This window comes from Chryseobacterium sp. NFX27 (assembly GCF_049887855.1).
In the GTDB taxonomy this organism is placed as follows: Bacteria; Bacteroidota; Bacteroidia; order Flavobacteriales; family Weeksellaceae; genus Chryseobacterium.
Map to the genome: position 1 here is coordinate 193,324 of NZ_JAGEKK010000004.1, position 17,732 is coordinate 211,055.

At 37.1% G+C, this 17,732-nt stretch carries 18 protein-coding genes and 1 riboswitch; of the genes, 9 read left to right on the forward strand and 9 right to left on the reverse strand.

Annotated elements, in window-relative coordinates:
• Positions 1 to 10: 10 nt before the first annotated feature.
• The 4 genes from J4Q03_RS06500 to J4Q03_RS06515 all read left to right on the forward strand — a co-directional run bounded on the left by J4Q03_RS06500 (position 11) and on the right by J4Q03_RS06515 (position 4,845).
• The gene (locus J4Q03_RS06500) at positions 11 to 2,158 is read left to right on the forward strand and encodes an endonuclease MutS2 (RefSeq protein ID WP_426047396.1); all 2,148 of its coding nucleotides are present in this window, start codon (positions 11 to 13) and stop codon (positions 2,156 to 2,158) included.
• A 407-nt stretch (positions 2,159 to 2,565) separates the two neighbouring features.
• Positions 2,566 to 3,228 carry an ATP-binding cassette domain-containing protein gene (locus J4Q03_RS06505; RefSeq protein ID WP_426047397.1) on the forward strand — a complete coding sequence of 221 codons (663 nt, stop codon included), beginning with the start codon at positions 2,566 to 2,568 and terminating at the stop codon, positions 3,226 to 3,228.
• A 91-nt stretch (positions 3,229 to 3,319) separates the two neighbouring features.
• Positions 3,320 to 4,117, forward strand: coding sequence for a hypothetical protein (locus J4Q03_RS06510; protein WP_426047398.1), 798 nt, complete (start codon positions 3,320 to 3,322; stop codon positions 4,115 to 4,117).
• Between the two features lie 51 nt (positions 4,118 to 4,168).
• Positions 4,169 to 4,347, forward strand: a riboswitch (cobalamin riboswitch).
• Between the two features lie 114 nt (positions 4,348 to 4,461).
• Positions 4,462 to 4,845 (forward strand): acyl-CoA thioesterase, encoded by a 384-nt coding sequence (locus tag J4Q03_RS06515; RefSeq protein WP_426047399.1) that lies wholly within the window; start codon positions 4,462 to 4,464, stop codon positions 4,843 to 4,845.
• A 159-nt stretch (positions 4,846 to 5,004) separates the two neighbouring features.
• On the opposite strand, the gene J4Q03_RS06520 is transcribed toward J4Q03_RS06515, so the two are convergent.
• Together J4Q03_RS06520 and J4Q03_RS06525 are read right to left on the reverse strand one after the other, a co-directional pair.
• The gene (locus tag J4Q03_RS06520) at positions 5,005 to 5,595 is read right to left on the reverse strand and encodes an HD domain-containing protein (protein ID WP_426047400.1); all 591 of its coding nucleotides are present in this window, start codon (positions 5,593 to 5,595) and stop codon (positions 5,005 to 5,007) included.
• 17 nt (positions 5,596 to 5,612) lie between these two features.
• Positions 5,613 to 6,296 carry an XAC2610-related protein gene (locus tag J4Q03_RS06525; RefSeq protein ID WP_426047401.1) on the reverse strand — a complete coding sequence of 228 codons (684 nt, stop codon included), beginning with the start codon at positions 6,294 to 6,296 and terminating at the stop codon, positions 5,613 to 5,615.
• A 291-nt stretch (positions 6,297 to 6,587) separates the two neighbouring features.
• Between J4Q03_RS06525 and J4Q03_RS06530 the strand changes: the two genes are divergently transcribed.
• The 5 genes from J4Q03_RS06530 (at position 6,588) to J4Q03_RS06550 (ending at position 11,216) form a co-directional block, all read left to right on the forward strand.
• A complete protein-coding gene (locus tag J4Q03_RS06530; protein ID WP_034728860.1) occupies positions 6,588 to 6,917 on the forward strand; it encodes a PadR family transcriptional regulator in 330 nt (109 codons plus the stop codon).
• A gap of 11 nt (positions 6,918 to 6,928) precedes the next feature.
• Positions 6,929 to 8,650: a PspC domain-containing protein gene (locus J4Q03_RS06535; protein WP_426047402.1), complete on the forward strand. Its 1,722-nt coding sequence runs from the start codon at positions 6,929 to 6,931 to the stop codon at positions 8,648 to 8,650.
• A 309-nt stretch (positions 8,651 to 8,959) separates the two neighbouring features.
• Complete coding sequence (locus tag J4Q03_RS06540) at positions 8,960 to 9,562, forward strand: 1-acyl-sn-glycerol-3-phosphate acyltransferase (RefSeq protein ID WP_426047403.1); 603 nt, start codon at positions 8,960 to 8,962, stop codon at positions 9,560 to 9,562.
• A 59-nt stretch (positions 9,563 to 9,621) separates the two neighbouring features.
• Positions 9,622 to 10,053 carry a PaaI family thioesterase gene (locus J4Q03_RS06545; protein WP_426047404.1) on the forward strand — a complete coding sequence of 144 codons (432 nt, stop codon included), beginning with the start codon at positions 9,622 to 9,624 and terminating at the stop codon, positions 10,051 to 10,053.
• A 197-nt stretch (positions 10,054 to 10,250) separates the two neighbouring features.
• On the forward strand, positions 10,251 to 11,216 hold the full coding sequence (locus J4Q03_RS06550; RefSeq protein ID WP_426047405.1) for a chorismate-binding protein: 966 nt from the start codon (positions 10,251 to 10,253) through the stop codon (positions 11,214 to 11,216).
• A 182-nt stretch (positions 11,217 to 11,398) separates the two neighbouring features.
• Here the strand turns inward: J4Q03_RS06550 and J4Q03_RS06555 are convergent, their stop codons facing one another.
• From J4Q03_RS06555 to J4Q03_RS06585, 7 genes are all read right to left on the reverse strand, one after another.
• Positions 11,399 to 11,593, reverse strand: a complete 195-nt coding sequence (locus tag J4Q03_RS06555) for a hypothetical protein (protein WP_034728849.1) — start codon at positions 11,591 to 11,593, stop codon at positions 11,399 to 11,401.
• Positions 11,594 to 11,598: 5 nt separating this feature from the next.
• The gene (locus tag J4Q03_RS06560) at positions 11,599 to 12,201 is read right to left on the reverse strand and encodes a MarC family protein (RefSeq protein ID WP_426047406.1); all 603 of its coding nucleotides are present in this window, start codon (positions 12,199 to 12,201) and stop codon (positions 11,599 to 11,601) included.
• A gap of 43 nt (positions 12,202 to 12,244) precedes the next feature.
• Positions 12,245 to 13,984, reverse strand: coding sequence for a BatD family protein (locus J4Q03_RS06565; protein WP_426047407.1), 1,740 nt, complete (start codon positions 13,982 to 13,984; stop codon positions 12,245 to 12,247).
• Complete coding sequence (locus J4Q03_RS06570; protein WP_426047408.1) at positions 13,984 to 14,733, reverse strand: tetratricopeptide repeat protein; 750 nt, start codon at positions 14,731 to 14,733, stop codon at positions 13,984 to 13,986. Before J4Q03_RS06570 ends, J4Q03_RS06565 begins: the two co-directional genes overlap by 1 nt.
• Positions 14,734 to 14,834: 101 nt before the next feature.
• A complete protein-coding gene (locus J4Q03_RS06575; RefSeq protein ID WP_426047409.1) occupies positions 14,835 to 15,842 on the reverse strand; it encodes a vWA domain-containing protein in 1,008 nt (335 codons plus the stop codon).
• Positions 15,842 to 16,834, reverse strand: coding sequence for a VWA domain-containing protein (locus J4Q03_RS06580; protein ID WP_426047410.1), 993 nt, complete (start codon positions 16,832 to 16,834; stop codon positions 15,842 to 15,844). The genes J4Q03_RS06575 and J4Q03_RS06580 overlap by 1 nt, the downstream gene beginning before the upstream one ends.
• Entirely contained in the window at positions 16,827 to 17,723 is an 897-nt protein-coding gene (locus J4Q03_RS06585; RefSeq protein ID WP_426047411.1) for a BatD family protein, read from the reverse strand. The genes J4Q03_RS06580 and J4Q03_RS06585 overlap by 8 nt, the downstream gene beginning before the upstream one ends.
• Positions 17,724 to 17,732 lie beyond the last annotated feature (9 nt).

Below are 17,732 nucleotides of genomic sequence, written 5' to 3' on the forward strand. Positions count from 1 at the left end.
AATTTGCAGTGTGTATATAAATAAAGAAGATTTAAACGAATTAGAGTTTCCGCAATTGCTCGCGGAGATCTCTCCATTTGCGTATTCTCCGAAAACGAGAGAAAAAATTCTTCAACTTCGTCCCATGGAAATTGACGAGGCGGAACTTTTACTGAAAAAAACATCGGAATATCTTTCGAGTTTTGAAAGTTCAAATGCAATTCCGTTCGATGAATATGAAGATATCGAAAGTGAGCTGAAATTAATGCTGATCGAGAATTACCGTCTGGAAAACAGTGCTTTCATTAAAATAAAAACCTTAACTGAACAGATAGGAAAACTTCAGAAGTTTTTCCCGACCATGCCCGAAACCTTCCCTACTTTGATAGGTGATGTTTCTGTGCTGGAATTCAAAAAAGAAATCATTGATAAGATTGATAAGGTCTTTAACCGTTTTGGGGAAGTAAAAAGTGATGCGTCTCCTATTTTAAAAGAGCTCAGAGCTGAAATCCAACATGCTAAAAAGGCAATTCAGGAGAATTTCAACCGTGCACTGTTCAATTACGGACAAAGCGATTTTCTGGATGACATCCGCGAAACCATTATTGAAGATCAACGGGTTTTAGCTGTAAAATCCGGATTCAAGAAAAGAGTGGCAGGAAGGGTTTTAGGAATTTCAAAAACAGGATCTATCACTTATATCCAGCCGGACAGCGTTGTAAAGCACTATTTTAAGCTGCGTGAAAGTGAAGAGGAAGAGAAAAAGGAGATAGACAAGATTCTCAGAAAACTGACTGCTGAACTGGCAGAATTCCAACCCCAGCTCTGGAGATACCAGATCTATATTTTTGACCTGGACCTTACAAGAGCAAAGGCTAAATTTGCTGAGCTTGTCAACGGAATACTTCCGAAAATCAACCGTCACAGGACATTAAAACTTAAAGACGCGTACCATCCGCTGTTATGGCTCAGGAATAAAGCTGAAAACAAAACGATTCATTCTCAAAGCCTGTCATTGACGGACCACAACAGGATTATCTGTATTTCGGGACCTAATGCAGGAGGAAAATCCATCACCCTAAAAACCGTTGGGTTGCTTCAGCTGATGATCCAGAGCGGAATTCTGGTTCCGGTACATCCAAGGTCTGAAATGTTCTTCTTCGAAAAGATTATGACGGATATTGGTGACAATCAGTCGATAGAAAATCATTTGTCAACCTACTCGTCAAGACTTAAAAAAATGTCCGGGATCATCCGTGAAGCTGATGCCAACACACTTTTGCTAATTGATGAATTCGGAACCGGATCGGATCCTGAACTTGGGGGTGCCCTTGCGGAAAGCTTCATGGAGTATTTCTATGACAAAAAGAGTTTCGCCATCATTACCACGCACTATACGAATATCAAACTGGTGATAGAACAGCTTCCGAATGCTGAAAATGCAGCGATGCTTTTTGATGAGGAGACACTGGAACCGATGTATAAGCTGGAAGTAGGACAGGCAGGCAGCTCATTTACTTTTGAAGTAGCTGAGAAGAACAGAATTCCGAGATTTATCATTCATGCCGCCAAAAAGAAGGTGGAACATGATATTGTCAATCTTGATAAGACGATCGTAAAACTTCAGCAGGAAAAATTTGAGGTTGAAAAACTGAAAACCGATCTTGCCGAAAGGAAGGAATCTGTGGAAGACAAACGCGACAACCTTCAGAAGCTGAACGAGCAGCTGCAGCAAAAGCTTTTCAGCTTCCAAAAACTATATGAAGAAGAACACCGAAAGCTTCAGTTTGGAAATAAGATTGAAACGTTTATCGACAGCTACGTAAAGGGCAAATCGAGAAAAGACGTTGTAAAGGACTTTGTGAAACTGCTGGAACAGGAAAAATTCAGAAAAATAGGCGCTGATAAAGATGAATCGAAACGTCTTCAGGTTGTTAAAAGAAAGATCACACAACAGCTTAAAAAGGAAGATGTAATCGAGAAGATTGCTGAAACCAATGAAAAGCTGGAAGAAAAACGTAAAACCGACCGTGCCGTCTGGATGAAAGAAGGTCAGCGTGTCCGTATTCCGGGAAGTACCAGTGTTGGAACCATTGAGAAAATTTCCAAGAATAAAGTGATCGTGAACTACGGGACTTTTAAAACGACAATTAATGCAGATGAGCTGGAAAGGATCTGATGATTTGTAAATTTACAGCTTAAAACTTATAAAAATAGCGCTGATTTTTTCAGCGTTATTTTTTTTAACAATAAACAGCTGTGATATATTTAAACATAAAATATGCAGATGAATTTTTATTATTTTTGAATTATGATTAAAAGCCTTACGGTACTTTGGATTTTTTATAGAAAATTAATAATTCCTGCCGTCTTATTTTCTTTTTTGGCCTTATTTTTAAGTCAATTCAATATTGAAAATTTTGGTCTGTGCTTTTTTCTGATCTTTCCTCTCCTCCACTTCTATATTTATGATATAAGGCTTAAAGATGAATACTTTTTTTATGCCAACTTTGGATTTTCAAAATGGTTTTTGTGGGGAATCACTTTATCATTAAGTTTAATTATTAAAATTGCTGCCAAATTCCTATGAGCAGGCTGCACATTGACAGTGTCACCAAATCTTTTGGTGGAAGAAAAATCCTGCAGGACATTTATTTGAGCTGTGAAACCGGAAAAACCACAGGTATTCTCGGCCCGTCAGGCAGTGGAAAATCGACCCTATTAGAAATCATCTTTGGAACAATTAAAGGCGATACACAGTTTGTCAAACTTAATGACACCATTCTTAAAAACCAGTCCGACAGGAAAAATAAAATCGCCTATCTGCCACAGCGATCCTCTTTTCTTCCGAAAGAATGCAAAATCAGAAAGCTTATTCCTTTATTCTGTACCAGGGAAAACACAGAAAAGCTTTACGACCTAAAAATGATACAGCCTTTTTTAAATAAAACCTCAAGAAACCTTTCAGGCGGTGAGAAAAAAATTGTTGAAACATTGATCATCACCTATTCTGATTCAGAGTTCGTGATACTGGATGAGCCTTTCAGCGGAGTTTTCCCAAAAGCCGTGGACGAAATGGAAATAATTATTAAAAGCCAGACACCAAACAAAGGAATCATCATCTCCGATCATAATTATATGAGCATTCTAAATATGGCTGATGATACTTATCTTCTCTCGGACACTTATCTGAGAAAGGTAAAAGATCTTAAAGAACTGCAACAATTTAATTATCTTCCTAAAAATTAAGAATTTTATCATTTTAATTAAATACCATTATATTTTATTAAACAAAAAAACATTTAATTTATATATTTGAGGGATCAAAAAATTTCATCAAATGATTTCCATCAACAAAGCATTGTACCTCTCCGCTTTCAGTCTTTTTTCCGTAGCATTTGTCAAAGGACAGAATAAAGTTCCTTTTGGTGTTGTAAAAGCTGAAGAAGGCTATGCCAACGTACGTGTCCACAAGGATGACTACAGAAAAATTGTAGATAAGATCCGGATGCGTAAAGGTGATGTATTTGTTTATGTAAAACCTGCTCCGGGAGAAACGGAATGGGTATGGATAAAATATCCTGAAAAGCAGGATGATGAAAAACCTTTTGTGAGATATGAGAATCTTGAGAAGGAAGGAATGGTCAACAAGGAGCGTATTGCCTTTATAGACCAGCTTCCTCAGTTTACTCCTTCTAAATCCAAGAACGGAAAATCACTGATCTTCACAGACAACAGTAATCCGAAAATACCTACTTCACAGAGAACCAAGGTAGTTATTGATGTTTATCCATCCAATGCCGGTTATAGAAAGCAGGAAAAAGATGCTGATGGAAAGATCCTTACGATTGATAAAGTAAAGCCCTGGGGGATCAAAAACGGGCTTCCGGAAGGGATGACGGAGATTAAATCCATCAGAGTTCAGCAGCCGGGAAGAGGCTCAGTATTTGTAAGGGAAGCTATTAAAAATATGTTCCAGCCTACCATGGATTTCAATAATGTTGGAGTAACGGCTCTTGACAAAGATCATATTTATCTTTATATGATCAACGGCTCGGGTGAGAACAGATATGTCACGCTTTGGACCATCAAGGAAGGACGCGTGATGAGCCAGATTATCTACAATAGTCCGGAATAATTGTCATTTTTCACTTTAATATTCTTATTTTTGCACTGAAAAAGTTAACGCTAATTCATCACAGAAACTGGTTCTGCTTAACGCAGATTAAAAGGGAACCGTGTGAAAATCACGGACTGTCGCGCAACTGTAAGTAACTGAAATCTTTATCAAGGATCCACTGTGCAGGGCACGGGAAGGAGATAAAAGATGTTACAAGTCAGGAGACCTGCCTATTTCTTTAAACAAGAAACTTTCGCGATTTGAAGTTATTGATCTGATGGACTGCTTCAGGAATTCCTATAATTCCTGTCACTGTTCTGTTATTTTGATCTATTTCATTTCGCATTAATTAATAATGAAATATGACTACAGAAGAAAGAATTGCAGCATCCGAAACCAGCATTTTTAAAGCGGTTTTCCCCAACACTACCAATCATTACGATACTCTTTTCGGAGGTACTGCCATGCAGCTGATGGATGAAGTAGCTTTTATCACGGCAACCCGTTTTGCAAGAAAAAGAGTGGTAACCGTGAGCAGCGATAAAATTGATTTTAAAAAGCCTATTCCCGCAGGAACTATTGTAGAACTGATCGGAAAGGTATCCTATGTCGGAAAAACAAGTATGAAAGTGAATGTAGAAATCTATACAGAGCAGATGTACTCTTATGAAAGAGAAAGAGCCATTGTAGGTGATTTTACTTTTGTGGCTATTGATGAGTTTAAAAAACCGATCAGAATAATGTAAATAAATAGTTTCGGGCGGCCTTTGGCCGCCCGAAACTATTTATAAGGTATAAATACAATTGTATTTATAAAAATTGTATTGCATTGATAAGTTAAAGGCCTTTATTTATCTTAAAAAAGAACGGCAATTTAAAAATCTCAGTTTTGCTTTGAGATAAATCTACCGGACAACTTTTTCAGTATCCAAACTTCGGATCAGTAATGCCTCAAAAGCCTCTCCCATCTCATCTGATGCCCTTCTAATAGCATTTTCCAGCATATTTCTGATCTGCTTTTCAGTAACACCTGCTTCCGTCCAGCTTTTTCCTGAAGTGTGAGAATTTAAGATAAACGGCATGATACGGTCAATGGAACAGGCAAAAATAGCGTCCGGTGTTTTTTCTTCCTCAAATTCAAGCCATAATTCAAAAAACTCGGTCTGTAAAGGTTCATCCAGGATTCCGAAGATTTTCTGCGCTGAAATTTTTTCCCTTTCAAATTTCCCTACCATCGCTTTTTCATCAAAAAGAAAAGTATCTCCTGCTTCTATCTCCACTAAATCATGAATAGAAAGCATTCTTATAACTCTTAAAAGATCAATATCTGCACGGTTTTTAGCATATGGATAAAGAATCTGCGCCAAAATAATGATCTGCCATGAATGTTCGGCTGTGTTTTCCCTTCTTGAATCATCGGCATTATAATTTCTTCTCTGTACGTTTTTCAGGGCATCAACTGCCAGGATAAAATCGATCTCCTTCTGTATTCTCATTTCTATTTATTATACTATTAATATTCGGTTGATTTTTTAACCACCCACTTGTTATTAATCTTTTCTCTTATGGTTACTTTTGGAGGTTCTTCACTGAAATCTCCAATTTTTTCGTAAACCAGATCTAATCCTTTATTGGGAATCACCTGATATTCGTAGGTGTAATGTAAGGAAGCCCCAGATCTGGCATAAGTGGTCAATCGTTTCCGCTTGGGATCTACATCAAACATTCCCTGGTAGGAACTGGCAATTTCAGTAAGTTCTTTACTCAGGACGAATTGTTTCTTCGTGGAATTAAAAACATACACATCAAAGGAAGCGCTGCCATAGTTTCCGCCACTACCGTTTCTTATGCCTACATCTTCTGTCCCGTCAAAATTAAAATCTCCAAAAACCAGAGGATCATCGTGGACCATTTCGTGAGTTAGTGTTACTATACCAGTGTTGGACGGCTTTATTCCTTCTTTAAAATACATGATAAAATCTCCGGAAGCAAGAGTCTGCAGCTTCTCTCCACTTTTACTGAACAGTATGATAGCAGCTTTATTCCTACAGGCATCAGTCTGACATTCTTCAACGGTAACCTCTGCATTATACTTCTTGGATGCATCTTCAATGGCAAAACGATATTGCCCGAAGCACACAGGCCCGAGCAACAGCAGCGTATATAAAGACCGGTAAAAAAGAGATGTATTTATCATTTGGTGTACATTAATTGAAATCCGTACAATTGAAAACAAAAATACGAATCATCAGTCACAATTTGTTATTTTTTCGGTTGATTTTAAATTTATTCTCAATTATATAAATTTCAACTTAAAATTTATTAATCTGAAAATCAATACTTTAAACTATTTATTTAAAAAATTTCACTACTTTGTATTGCATATTACCATTTTAATTACATATCTTTGTAATGTAAAATCGGAATAGGTTCATCTAGCTAGGAACATTATTCTGAAACTATAACTAATTAACAAAACTTATTAAAGATGAATACTGAAAATACCAAAGCGCAAATGCGCAAAGGAATTCTGGAATTCTGTATTTTAAGTCTCATCAACCATCGTGAAATGTATGTTTCCGACCTTATCGATGAACTTAAAAAAGGAAAACTGGATGTAGTGGAAGGAACCCTCTATCCTCTCCTTACAAGACTGAAAAACGGCGAGTTCCTTTCCTACAGATGGGAAGAATCTACAGGAGGACCACCAAGAAAATATTACCAGATTACAGAAAAAGGAAAGCTTTTCTTGGATGAACTTCAAAATACCTGGGCAGAGCTGACAGCGTCAGTAAACCAAATTACTCAAAAAATTTAAAAAACAAAGCTATGAACAAGACACTCTCAATAGGACTCGCAGGTTTTTCTTTCACTATAGAAGAACACGCATATATAAAGCTCAGCGATTACCTGAATGCACTGAGAAGCTCATTGGATGCTTCAGAGGAGGAGGAGGTAATGCATGATATAGAAATAAGAATGGTAGAAATCTTCAGAGATTCTTTAGGAAAACGTGAAGTTGTAAATGATTCTGATGTAGAAAGAGTAATTGCACAGATCGGAACCCCTGAAAAGATCGAAGAGCAGGAAGAAGCTTATTTTTCTGAGAAAAACTCTAAAAAGACCCACACTTCAGGTACTGAATATACAGATAAAAAGCAATTGTTCCGTGACCCTGAAAGACAAAAAATCGCCGGGGTATGTGCAGGACTTGCTTATTATGTAGGAATGGACATTACCGCGATGAGAGCTATCTGGCTGGGAATCTTCGTATTGGGAATCTTCACAGCAGCTATTTCTTCTTCACTGATTGGCCTTCTTTATGTAATTCTCTGGATCGTACTTCCAAAAGCAGAAACAGCTGCAGATTTCCTGAAAATGAAGGGAAAGCCTATGAACTTCGACAATCTTAAGAATGAGTCTAATAAGTTGGTTCAGTTTGCCAACGAATCTACTCAGAGAGTCGGAGAAATTTACATCGAAAACAAACCTTATATCAACAATGCAGGAAGCGGAATCTGGAATGTAATAAGATATATCCTGGGAGGAATCTTCGCATTAATGGCATTCGGAAGTTTATTAGGTGCATTTGTAGCATTTGGATTTATGGGAAATAATGATTTTCCTCCTATCAATCATATGAATTATTTGTTTGATGACGGAAACATGAAATATATACTGATGGCAATGATCATTATTGGAAGTTTAATTCCTGCAATGATATTCGCACTGTTAAGTATCAAACTTATTTCACCAAAAACTAAATTAAGAAATACAGGATGGGTTTTAGGAGCATTATTCCTTGCATTAATTGCATTCTCCACTTATTTCGGAATTAGTATGGCGAAAAAAGAAATGTTTCTGAAAGGACATAAGGAAGATACCGAAGAGATTTCTATTAATACAACTTCTGATAGTTTGTATGTAGATTTGAAACAGATATCTATTCCACAAAACTTTACAGGATACGATGATGATCTTTACTCTGACAAAGTCTCTGTGTTTGAAAAAGACTGGGTACATGTAGAAGTTACAAGAAAAGCGGATATTAAAACACCTTACCTGATTATTAAGAAGGAAGCCAAAGGATATAATCTTCCTCTTAATGTAAATGTTCCGGTAGAAATTGTTAACAATAAAGTAATTCTTCCAAATTATATTAAATATCCTTATGAGCACAGATTCAGAGATTACAGTATTAATTACGAACTGGTAATTCCTCAAAATGCAGTAGTAATTCCGTTGAAAAAAGACAAAATGGATTTTGACGGAGATCTGAACGGAGACGGCATCAATGATGACGAGCAGAATCAGGATGAGGATGAGAACGGTAATATCAGAATAGAAAAGAATAAGATTTCTGTCAACGGTTCTACCATAGAATATAACTCTAATGACAAAGACAGCATCATTATCAATGGTAAAAAAGTTCCGAATTCTCAGGCCGACCAGGTAATTGATTCTATGAAGTCTACGCTTAAAAAAGCAAACAAAAATGTAGACATCAAAATTAAAGACGGAAAAGACGAAATTTCCATACAAACTAAATAATTAACTTCAGAGAGTGCAGAAGGTGTGAATGGAGGGCAACCGTTTGAAATTCACACTCTTCTTCTCTCAGAAATCAGAAAAAATATTATTATTTAGTTCGCTATGTTAAAAAAATGTTATACATTCGTATAGTTAAAAATAATTAACCAAATCATTAAAAAACACCTTAACCATGGTACAAGTTGCACTAGAAATTGTAATGAAAATCGTAGATTTAATAAGCGGTTTGTTTTAAGAGCGATAATATTTCAATATATTTGTAAAGTATAACCTGTTTGGTTATACTTTTTGTTTTTAATCTAAAGATATATGAAAAAACTGATAGGTAAATTAATGTTAAAGATCTTAGGCTGGAAAGTTGTCCTGCAGGGCGATGCTAAAAGTCTGGACCGATGTATCCTTGTGGTTGCACCTCATACGCACAACATGGAATATCTGTTAGGAAATCTTGCCTATTGGTCTCTGGAAAAACCATTAAAAATCATTATCAAAGATGCCCATACAAAAGCATGGTACGGAAGCCTTGTAAAAGGACTTGGCGGTATTGGCATCGACAGAAGCCAGAAAAATGACCTGGTAAATTTTGTTGCGAGACAGTTCGAAAAAGAAGATTTCAGCCTTGTAATCACTCCTGAAGGTACCAGAAGCTGGGTTCCGAAGTGGAGAAAAGGATTTTATCATATGGCATTGGCTGCAAAAGTACCGATTGTTCTTGCTGCAGGTGATTTTAAAAGAAATATTGTGTATTTAGGCTATACCATACCTTACGAAAGGATCGCTTCAGTTCCTTTCTCCGAGATCATGGAGGAAATTCAGGATTATTATATAAAAAATGATATTGTTCCTAAAATACCGGCGAACTGGAACCCGAATATTATGGGAACGGGCAGCGAGGAGGAAGTTAGAAGTTAGAACAAAATTACTTACCTATTTAGATAATCATTTATCATTCATTATTTATCACTTATAAAATGAAAGGTCAGACTAAAGAAGAGCTCCTTACGTTCTTAAACAACTGGGGAGACAATATAACATTAGCAAAAACGCTTGAAATACAGTTCATCGATATTGACGTTGAAAATGAAACTTTAACGGCAACCATGCCGGTACAGCCAAAGGTACATCAGCCTTTCGGGATCCTGCACGGAGGAGCGAGCTGTGTGCTTGCTGAAACCTTGGGTTCAAGCTTGTCCAATATGTTTATTGACGGCAGCAAGTATTACGGGGTAGGAACCAATATCAATTCCAACCACCTGAAAAGTAAAAAAGAAGGGATTGTAACAGCTACAGCACGATTCATCAGAAAAGGAAAGACCATGCATGTTTCCGAAATTGAGATCAGGGATGAAAAAGGCGTACTCATCAACCATACTACCATGACAAACAATATTCTTCTGAGATAATTCAGAATATCAACAAAAAATAAGAGACTCAAAAAATTTGGGTCTTTTTTAATGCGCTTATGCGAAATATTAGTTAAAAACAGCTCTTTTAATTTTGACAGTTTTAAGACTAGTAATACCTTTGCTGAAAGGAAAATCAACTTGGGAATTTCCTACTGTATTTCCGGGTAATGATTTTCAAAACCTATCCATAACCCATGATTTATTTCAAACTTCCTTTTAACGAAACATTATATTCCACTGACCCGAAGACCAACGGGGAATCCGTCAGTTTTCATTCATTTGACCTGTTGAGACAGATTAGTTTTGAAGGCAGTATTATCAATGCTTCCGGACAGTTTGGACAGGCAATTATCTCCAATGACATCCTGCTGAAAGATGACAGCTTTTTCAATGGAGAAACAAAAGAAGAGTATATCAACAGACTTCATCAGGTTATTCATGTCATTAAAGACCATCAGCTTCCAAAACTGGTATATTCAAGAAGGAAAATATTCAAAGATTTCAACCGGATAGATTTCAAAGAAAGTTTTAAAAAACTATGTGCATCCTACCCTAATGCATTCAGATATATCTTCAATGACGGCCAGAATGCCTGGATGGGAGCTTTTTCAGAGACTCTGGGAAAATTCAACAAGGCAACCCATGAGTTTGAAACCATGAGCCTGGCAGGAACCCTACCTGTAACCGAAGCGTGGACAGAAAAAGAAATTGAAGAGCAGAAACCTGTCACCTCCTATATTCACGATACGCTTAAAAACTATTCAGGAAACATAGAAGTATCAAATACCTACGACCATATTTCAGGAAATATCAAACATCTCAGGACAGATTTTAAAGCCCATATCAAGCCTGAAGATCTGGACAGCCTTATCAGTGATCTCCACCCTACCCCTGCAGTCTGCGGTATTCCAAAGGAATTCTGTAAAAAAAGTATTCAGGAACTTGAAAAATTTCCCCGCGAACTGTATTCCGGATTTATTAAAGTGGAAACGGATGAAGATATCATGTATTTTGTTAACCTGCGGTGTGCAAGACTCTACAAAGATTCTGTACATGTATTTGTAGGCGGTGGTATTACTGCCCTGAGCAGCCCTGAAAAAGAATGGCGGGAAACGGAACTGAAGTCGGAAGCTGTTTTAAAGAACCTGGTGGTTTATTAAAATACAGGCAATGGTGGCTTCGGGAGCCTCAGCCACCTACTTATTCTCATCCTTATTATCAATCCAATATAAAAAATTCGTATCTATTACTGGTGGCTGAAGCTCCCGAAGCTACCTCTCTCAAACAAAAAACCTCCTTCCAATGAAAGAGGTTTTATATATTAAATAATGTAATTTTTAAATTATTTCTTCACTCCAATCCTGCTCCATGTATCCAGTACAAAAAGCAAAATCAGGCCAAGAACTGCTGAAGCAATTGAAAATACAAACTTCAGGTTATCTTCTGATAAAAGGTCTGTCTGCCAGTCCAATGCATAAAGATTGATGGCAATAAAAACGATAAACACAACTAGAAATACTTTATAAAACTTCTGCATGATTCTTAAAAATTAATATAGTTCAGCACCAATTGGGCAAAGTTTGCGGTAAATAATTTTATTGAAATAGCCAAAAGGATGATCCCGAAAACCTTCTGAAGAATAGACAGGGTAGCCTCCCCCATTTTGTTTTCCAGCCATTTCGCTGATTTCAGCACCAAATATACGAAAATTGTATTGAGAATAATCCCCAAAATAATATTAATATCATGAAATTCAGCTCTGAGAGATAAGGTTGTTGTAAGCGTTCCGGCTCCTGCAACCAGTGGAAATGCAATAGGGACAATGGATGCAGCCTTTGCTTCGGTAGTTTTGTTGATCTCAATACCTAATATCATTTCAAGGGCTATGATAAAAATCACAAAAGCTCCGGCAATGGCAAAGGAATTCACATCTACCCCGATCAGCTTAAGAATTTTGTTTCCTACGAAAAGAAAAACAATCATAATGACACCGGCAGTAATGGAAGCTTTCCCCGCTTCTATCTGCCCAAACTTCTGCTGAAGGCTTACCACAATAGGAACAGAACCAATAATATCGATTACGGCAAAAAGAACCATAAAGCAGGTAACGATCTCTTTAATAGAAAAATCATTAAATATTTCCATCTCTTTGTATTAATAATTTCGCAAAAATATGAAAAAAAAATGACTATTTGCTAATCCTTGAATACAAATCAACAACTGTTTTTAGAAGTTCCTCCATTCCTTCTGCTGATTTCAGAGGTGAGTATTTTTCCATTTGAATCCTCTGAAGCAAATTTCTGTATTCTTCTGCAACAGAAAGTCCTTTATAACTTTCCAGGAATACTCTGAAATCCTGTGAAGAGCTTTGGAAATACTTTTTTCTGACATCCATATCCATTTCTTCCAGGGTATCAAAGAACTTTTGATAATCTCCGTTATCTTTTAGATTCTCAAGATAGCTGAAATAATCGTCGATATCCGTTTTCAGCGTTTCTCTTATCTGTTTTTCGGTTTCAGCGACAGAGCCAAGTGGTTTCGGAGATGCTGTTTCTTTAACTAACGTTCGTTTTTTTTGCCATGTCTTAAATAACAGGTACATAATAAATAACCCGATAAGAATGGAAATATTGGTTAAAAGAATATTCCAGTGGAATTTACTTTTTTCCTTTACTTTAAATGTTGTTGTTTTCAGAACAGGAGTATTTACCGTTTCCAAAAGCGTGTTGGTGTATTCGTTTACCTTCTCAACTGTGGTACGGGATTCCAGAATCTGATCATGAGAAAATGCATTCAGGGAAAGGGTTTTATTTCCAAGATCTACATATTCGCGGCTGGCCGGATCAAAAAATGCAAACTGCTCGGTCTGGATCGAAATAGCACCTGCTTTTTTAGGAATAATTACATAGTTAGCCAAAATCTCTCCTTTCATCCCTGTGGTTCCGGGAGCCACTTTGGATGTAATTTTAGGGGCAAAGACTTCATAATCCGGAGATGAAATAATCTTGGGAAGATGCATATCGGGAAGATTTCCTTCTCCTGAAACTTTAACAATAACGTTGATCGGCTTGTTAACTTCTATTTTATCCTTTGATGCATTATATACAGTCACCTTGAAATTACCTACTGCATTTTTAAAATATTCAGGGGATCCCTCCGGAAGTTTTTTTACATTAAGCTTTACTCTGTTGGAAACAATTTTATTTTTATTCGAATAAGAGCTTACTGATGCCGAAACCGATGGAACATCTACATACCCTGATTCGTTAGGAAATACCATAAATACTGCGACCACCTGGGAAGCCATATTTCCGGCACCCGAAGGATCTATCTCCGATTTGTTTAAGTTTATAGGATGTACATTAAGATTTTCCTGGCGCGGAAGACGAACATCTTTCACCTTTCTGAAATTGTCCATGTTTTTGGAATACACCCTCAACACAGCTACTGTAGCCTGATCCTGATAAACCTCACGGTCCTCGATCTCCATATTAAGATAGACTTCGCTGGCAAGATTGCTGGCAAGAGACCTTCTTTCAATGATCTCTTTTATATTAATATCAAAAGGTTCTGTTTTGTAGATCTTATTATTGACTGTTACCAGTACGGAACCAATCTTGATTTTCCCTTTCTTTTTGGGCTCAAGAGCAATTCTGGATATTTTCTGGGTAATAAGTGTATTGGTGGCGGGATCGATTAATGTATTTGTCATTGATCCGCTTCCTATAATATTAAATTTTGAAAGGTCAGGAAGCTGAAAACGGGTTTGTGGTTCAAGATCGATACCATTAAGCTCCAAAACAATCGTAAGGTTTACAATATCCTTTCCGTTATATTCTGATTTATCAGGTTCCATAAACAGATTGACCTGTCCGTAAGAAATTACGGATGCAAAAAGGAATAATATGTAAATCAGTTTATGCTGCATCACCAATCTTTCTCGTTGCTTTGGGGCATCGAATAAGAATTCTTATTTAAGATTTTTCTGGCGGTTTCTTTTTCTTTTTCGTTGACTTTATCTAATATCGCATTTTCAAGATTCTTAGGCATTTTCCCTTCATTCTCCTGGTTCTGCTTAGGAGTATTTCCCTGGTCGCTTTCCCCTTCATTCTGTTGCCCATTGCCCTGATCCTGCTTTTGATCTTTTTGGTCACCTTTCTGATCATCATTTTTATTCTGATCATTTCCTCCTCCGCCTTTTCCTGAATTGTTCTGTTCGTTTTTCTGCTGTTGCTGTTTTTCTTTTTCTTTCAGCTTGGCAATTTCATAATTCTTTCTGGTCGCTTCGTTATATGGATTTTGCTTCAGAGCCTGCTTGTAATAGTCAGCCGCTTTTTCCGGCTGGTTCATCTGCATGTAGGTATTGCCCAAATTATGAAGAGCGGCTGTTTTATCCGGCAGAGTCTGCGAAAGCTTCTGAGCCTTGTCAAATTCTGCTTTAGCCTCTTCATACTTTTTGCTTTTATACAATGCATTTCCCAGGTTATAATGAGCTGTAAAATCTTTTTCATTTTCTTTTACAGCTTCCATATACTTGGAAGACGCTCCGTCATAGTCCTTACCGTTAAATTTCTGATTACCCTCATACACTAAAGTTCTATAGTTTTCCTGCCCCAACAGTGTGTTTGAGAATGAGAAAGCAATAAAAAACGATAAAAAAATGATTTTAGTATTCATTACCTGCAAAATTATTCCTTTATATGTTAATAAACAGACTTCTATTTGTTAAAGTTCGGTTAAAGTACTTATTTAAAATCTTGATAAACAAAGTATAAAAACTAAATGTTGAAATCTTTTTTCGGATTCAAGATATAAATTAAAAAGAAAAAGAAAATAGAAACTATTAAAAAATATTGATAATAGTGATTGGCATTCTGAGACTTTACCAAAGTCTGTGCAGATGAAGATTTTTTGTTAACAGCATCAATGATCTTATCAGGAGCTTCATTGATATTATTTCCGTCTACGTAATCTCCTCCTGTAGATTCTGCCATTTTTTTAAGAGCTTCCGTCTGTCTCTTGGAGATCACCGTTCCGCCATCCATATCGGTCTTATAGCCCATCAGCTGTCCGAAGACATATTCCGGAACCGGCGCCCCTTCATCCGTTCCTATTCCTACCGATGTTATGGTGATTCCCTCTTTATTAGCCAGTCTTATGGCAGCATTATCATTTCCTTCATTATCTTCACCGTCACTCAGCAGAATAACTTTTCTTGAGCCTTTGCTTACATTTTTAAATTTTTCTGCTGCAGCCTGCATTCCTTTCAGAAAATCAGTTCCCTGGATTTTCATAGAGCTTGTTTCTACTGCACTTATGTAGGTTTCAGCGGTCCCGTAGTCTGTGGTAAGCGGCATAATAGAAACGGCTTCACCGGCGAAGATCACAATACCTATCTTATCATTCTTCATCTTCTGCATCGTGCCCAGCATCAGATTTTTCGCCTCTGTAAGACGGCTGGGATCAATATCTTCCGCATTCATAGAATTGGAGACATCCAGCATAAAAATTACATTATTAAGCCTTTGGTTGGTCTTCACGTCCTCAGAACCGTTCAGTAAATCTATAATCGAAAATATAAGGAAAAGCGTTCCCAAAAGATACAAAGCCGGAAAAAATTTTGTAAACCCGGATCTTTTTTCGAACAAGCTGTCATGAAACCTGCTGTCTGCGAAAATCTCTCTTTTTTTCTTTTTCCATCTCAGAAAACGGATCAGAAAGAAGGACAGCAGCGGCAGAAGCAACAGCAAAAATAAATACCAGTAATTTCCTAAAGACCAATTCATCAGCTTAAAAATTTATATAGCACCCACCGCAACAATGCATCAAAAAACAGCATTCCCAATGCGATCCAAAGGAAAATTTTAAAATATTCGTCATAGTTGTACAGTTTGGCAACCTTGATATCAGTTTTCTCCAATTGGTTGATCTCATCATACACTTCTTCCAGGCTGCTATTGGAGGTCGCTCTGAAATATCTTCCGCCTGTAGTCTGAGCTACTTCTCTCAGTGTATTTTCATCAATCGTAACCTCTGTTTCTGTAAAAATAAGGTCTCCAAAAATATCCTGTGAAGTAGGCATCAGTGCAAAACCGTTGGTTCCTATCCCAATGGCATATACTTTTATATTATTGTTTTTGGCAAGCTCTGCAGCAAGCTGGGGAGGAATTGCGTTCTGAATATTGCTTACTCCGTCTGTCATCAGAATCACTACCTTACTTTTAGCTTTGCTTTTCACAAGATGATTCACCGCCACAGAAAGCCCTTCTCCAATAGCCGTTCCCGGCTCAAGGCCCGCAGAATTAAGGTTTTTAATTTCTTCCATAACCACCTGATGATCAGAAGTTACCGGCACTTTTGTAAATGCTTCTGCGGCATAGGCTACCACTCCTATCCTGTCATTCGGACGTTTCTGGACAAATTTTACGGCAATATCTTTTAACGCAGTAATACGGTCCGGATTAAGGTCTTTGGCCAGCATACTCAGGGAAACGTCTATGGAAAGCATAATATCTACACCTTTGGTATCATCCCGGTCCTGGGAAACCGTAAAAGTTCTCGGCCTGGCCATCGCAATAATCAATGCAGAAAGAATAATATATTTTGAAAACTTAAGCAGGCCAAGCACGGCACGGATTCCCCCATTGCCTTCCATATTCCGGACTGTAGGGACTTTTATGCCTTTCTTCCGCTTTCCACCCGCATCTTTAATAAAAAGAGGAATGAACAGCAGAAAAAGCAACAGGAACCATGGGCTGTAAAATTCAAAATCAGGCATCCTTTCTCAAATTTTCAAATTCTAAATCTTTTGATGATCTCTTCACAAAATCGCGGATATCTGCAAAATCTTTTTCCATGGTAGTCTGATCAGGAAAGGTCTTGGCAAATTTCACAAGATCTCCTCTTAAAAAGACATCTTCCACTGTCTTTTCATTTTCCTGGGAAATGGTATTGTTTTTCTTCATGACATCAATAAGATCATCTGTAAGAAGAACATCCGCCGGAAGATGATATTGTTTGGCAATGAATTTTCTGGATATGTCTATCAGTTCAACATAGAACGAACGAAAATCACCTTCTTCAATATATTTTTTCTTTTTCAGGGAATCCAGTTCCTTTAAAGTCTGGTTAGTGGCAACAGCCGGTGAGCTTTTAGATTTCCTCCCCCATTTAATAAACATAATGATGGCAATAATCAGAGCGATACCCGCTAAAGCAGCGAGAATATAAAATTTATAAAGCTCCCAGTAATCTTTTGCTTCAAGCTCTACTTCCTTATTGTTCATGATATCATTGATCTGATCTGCCTTTTGGGCGGTATTTACCACATCAATTTCATAAGGAATGGTTTTTAAAATTTTACCTCCTACATTAAATTCCAGCTCGGGAATGGTAAATTTCCCTTCTTCATATACAGAAAATTCAATTTTCCTTTCGTAGGAATTCTGATTCTGTCCGATGCTGTCTTTAATTTCTTCAAAATGGAAAGGCAGGAGTTCGTTTTTAGGGGCAGCCACCACCTGCAGTTCATGGACATTGTCTATTTTAATAACCAAACGGTTGACCTCACCCAAGGCAAGTGTTTTCTTTTCCAGATTGGAAGATAATAACTGCGAAAAAGCGTTTCCACAGATTAAAAAAGAAAGTATGAATAATATTTTTTTCAATTTCAAATA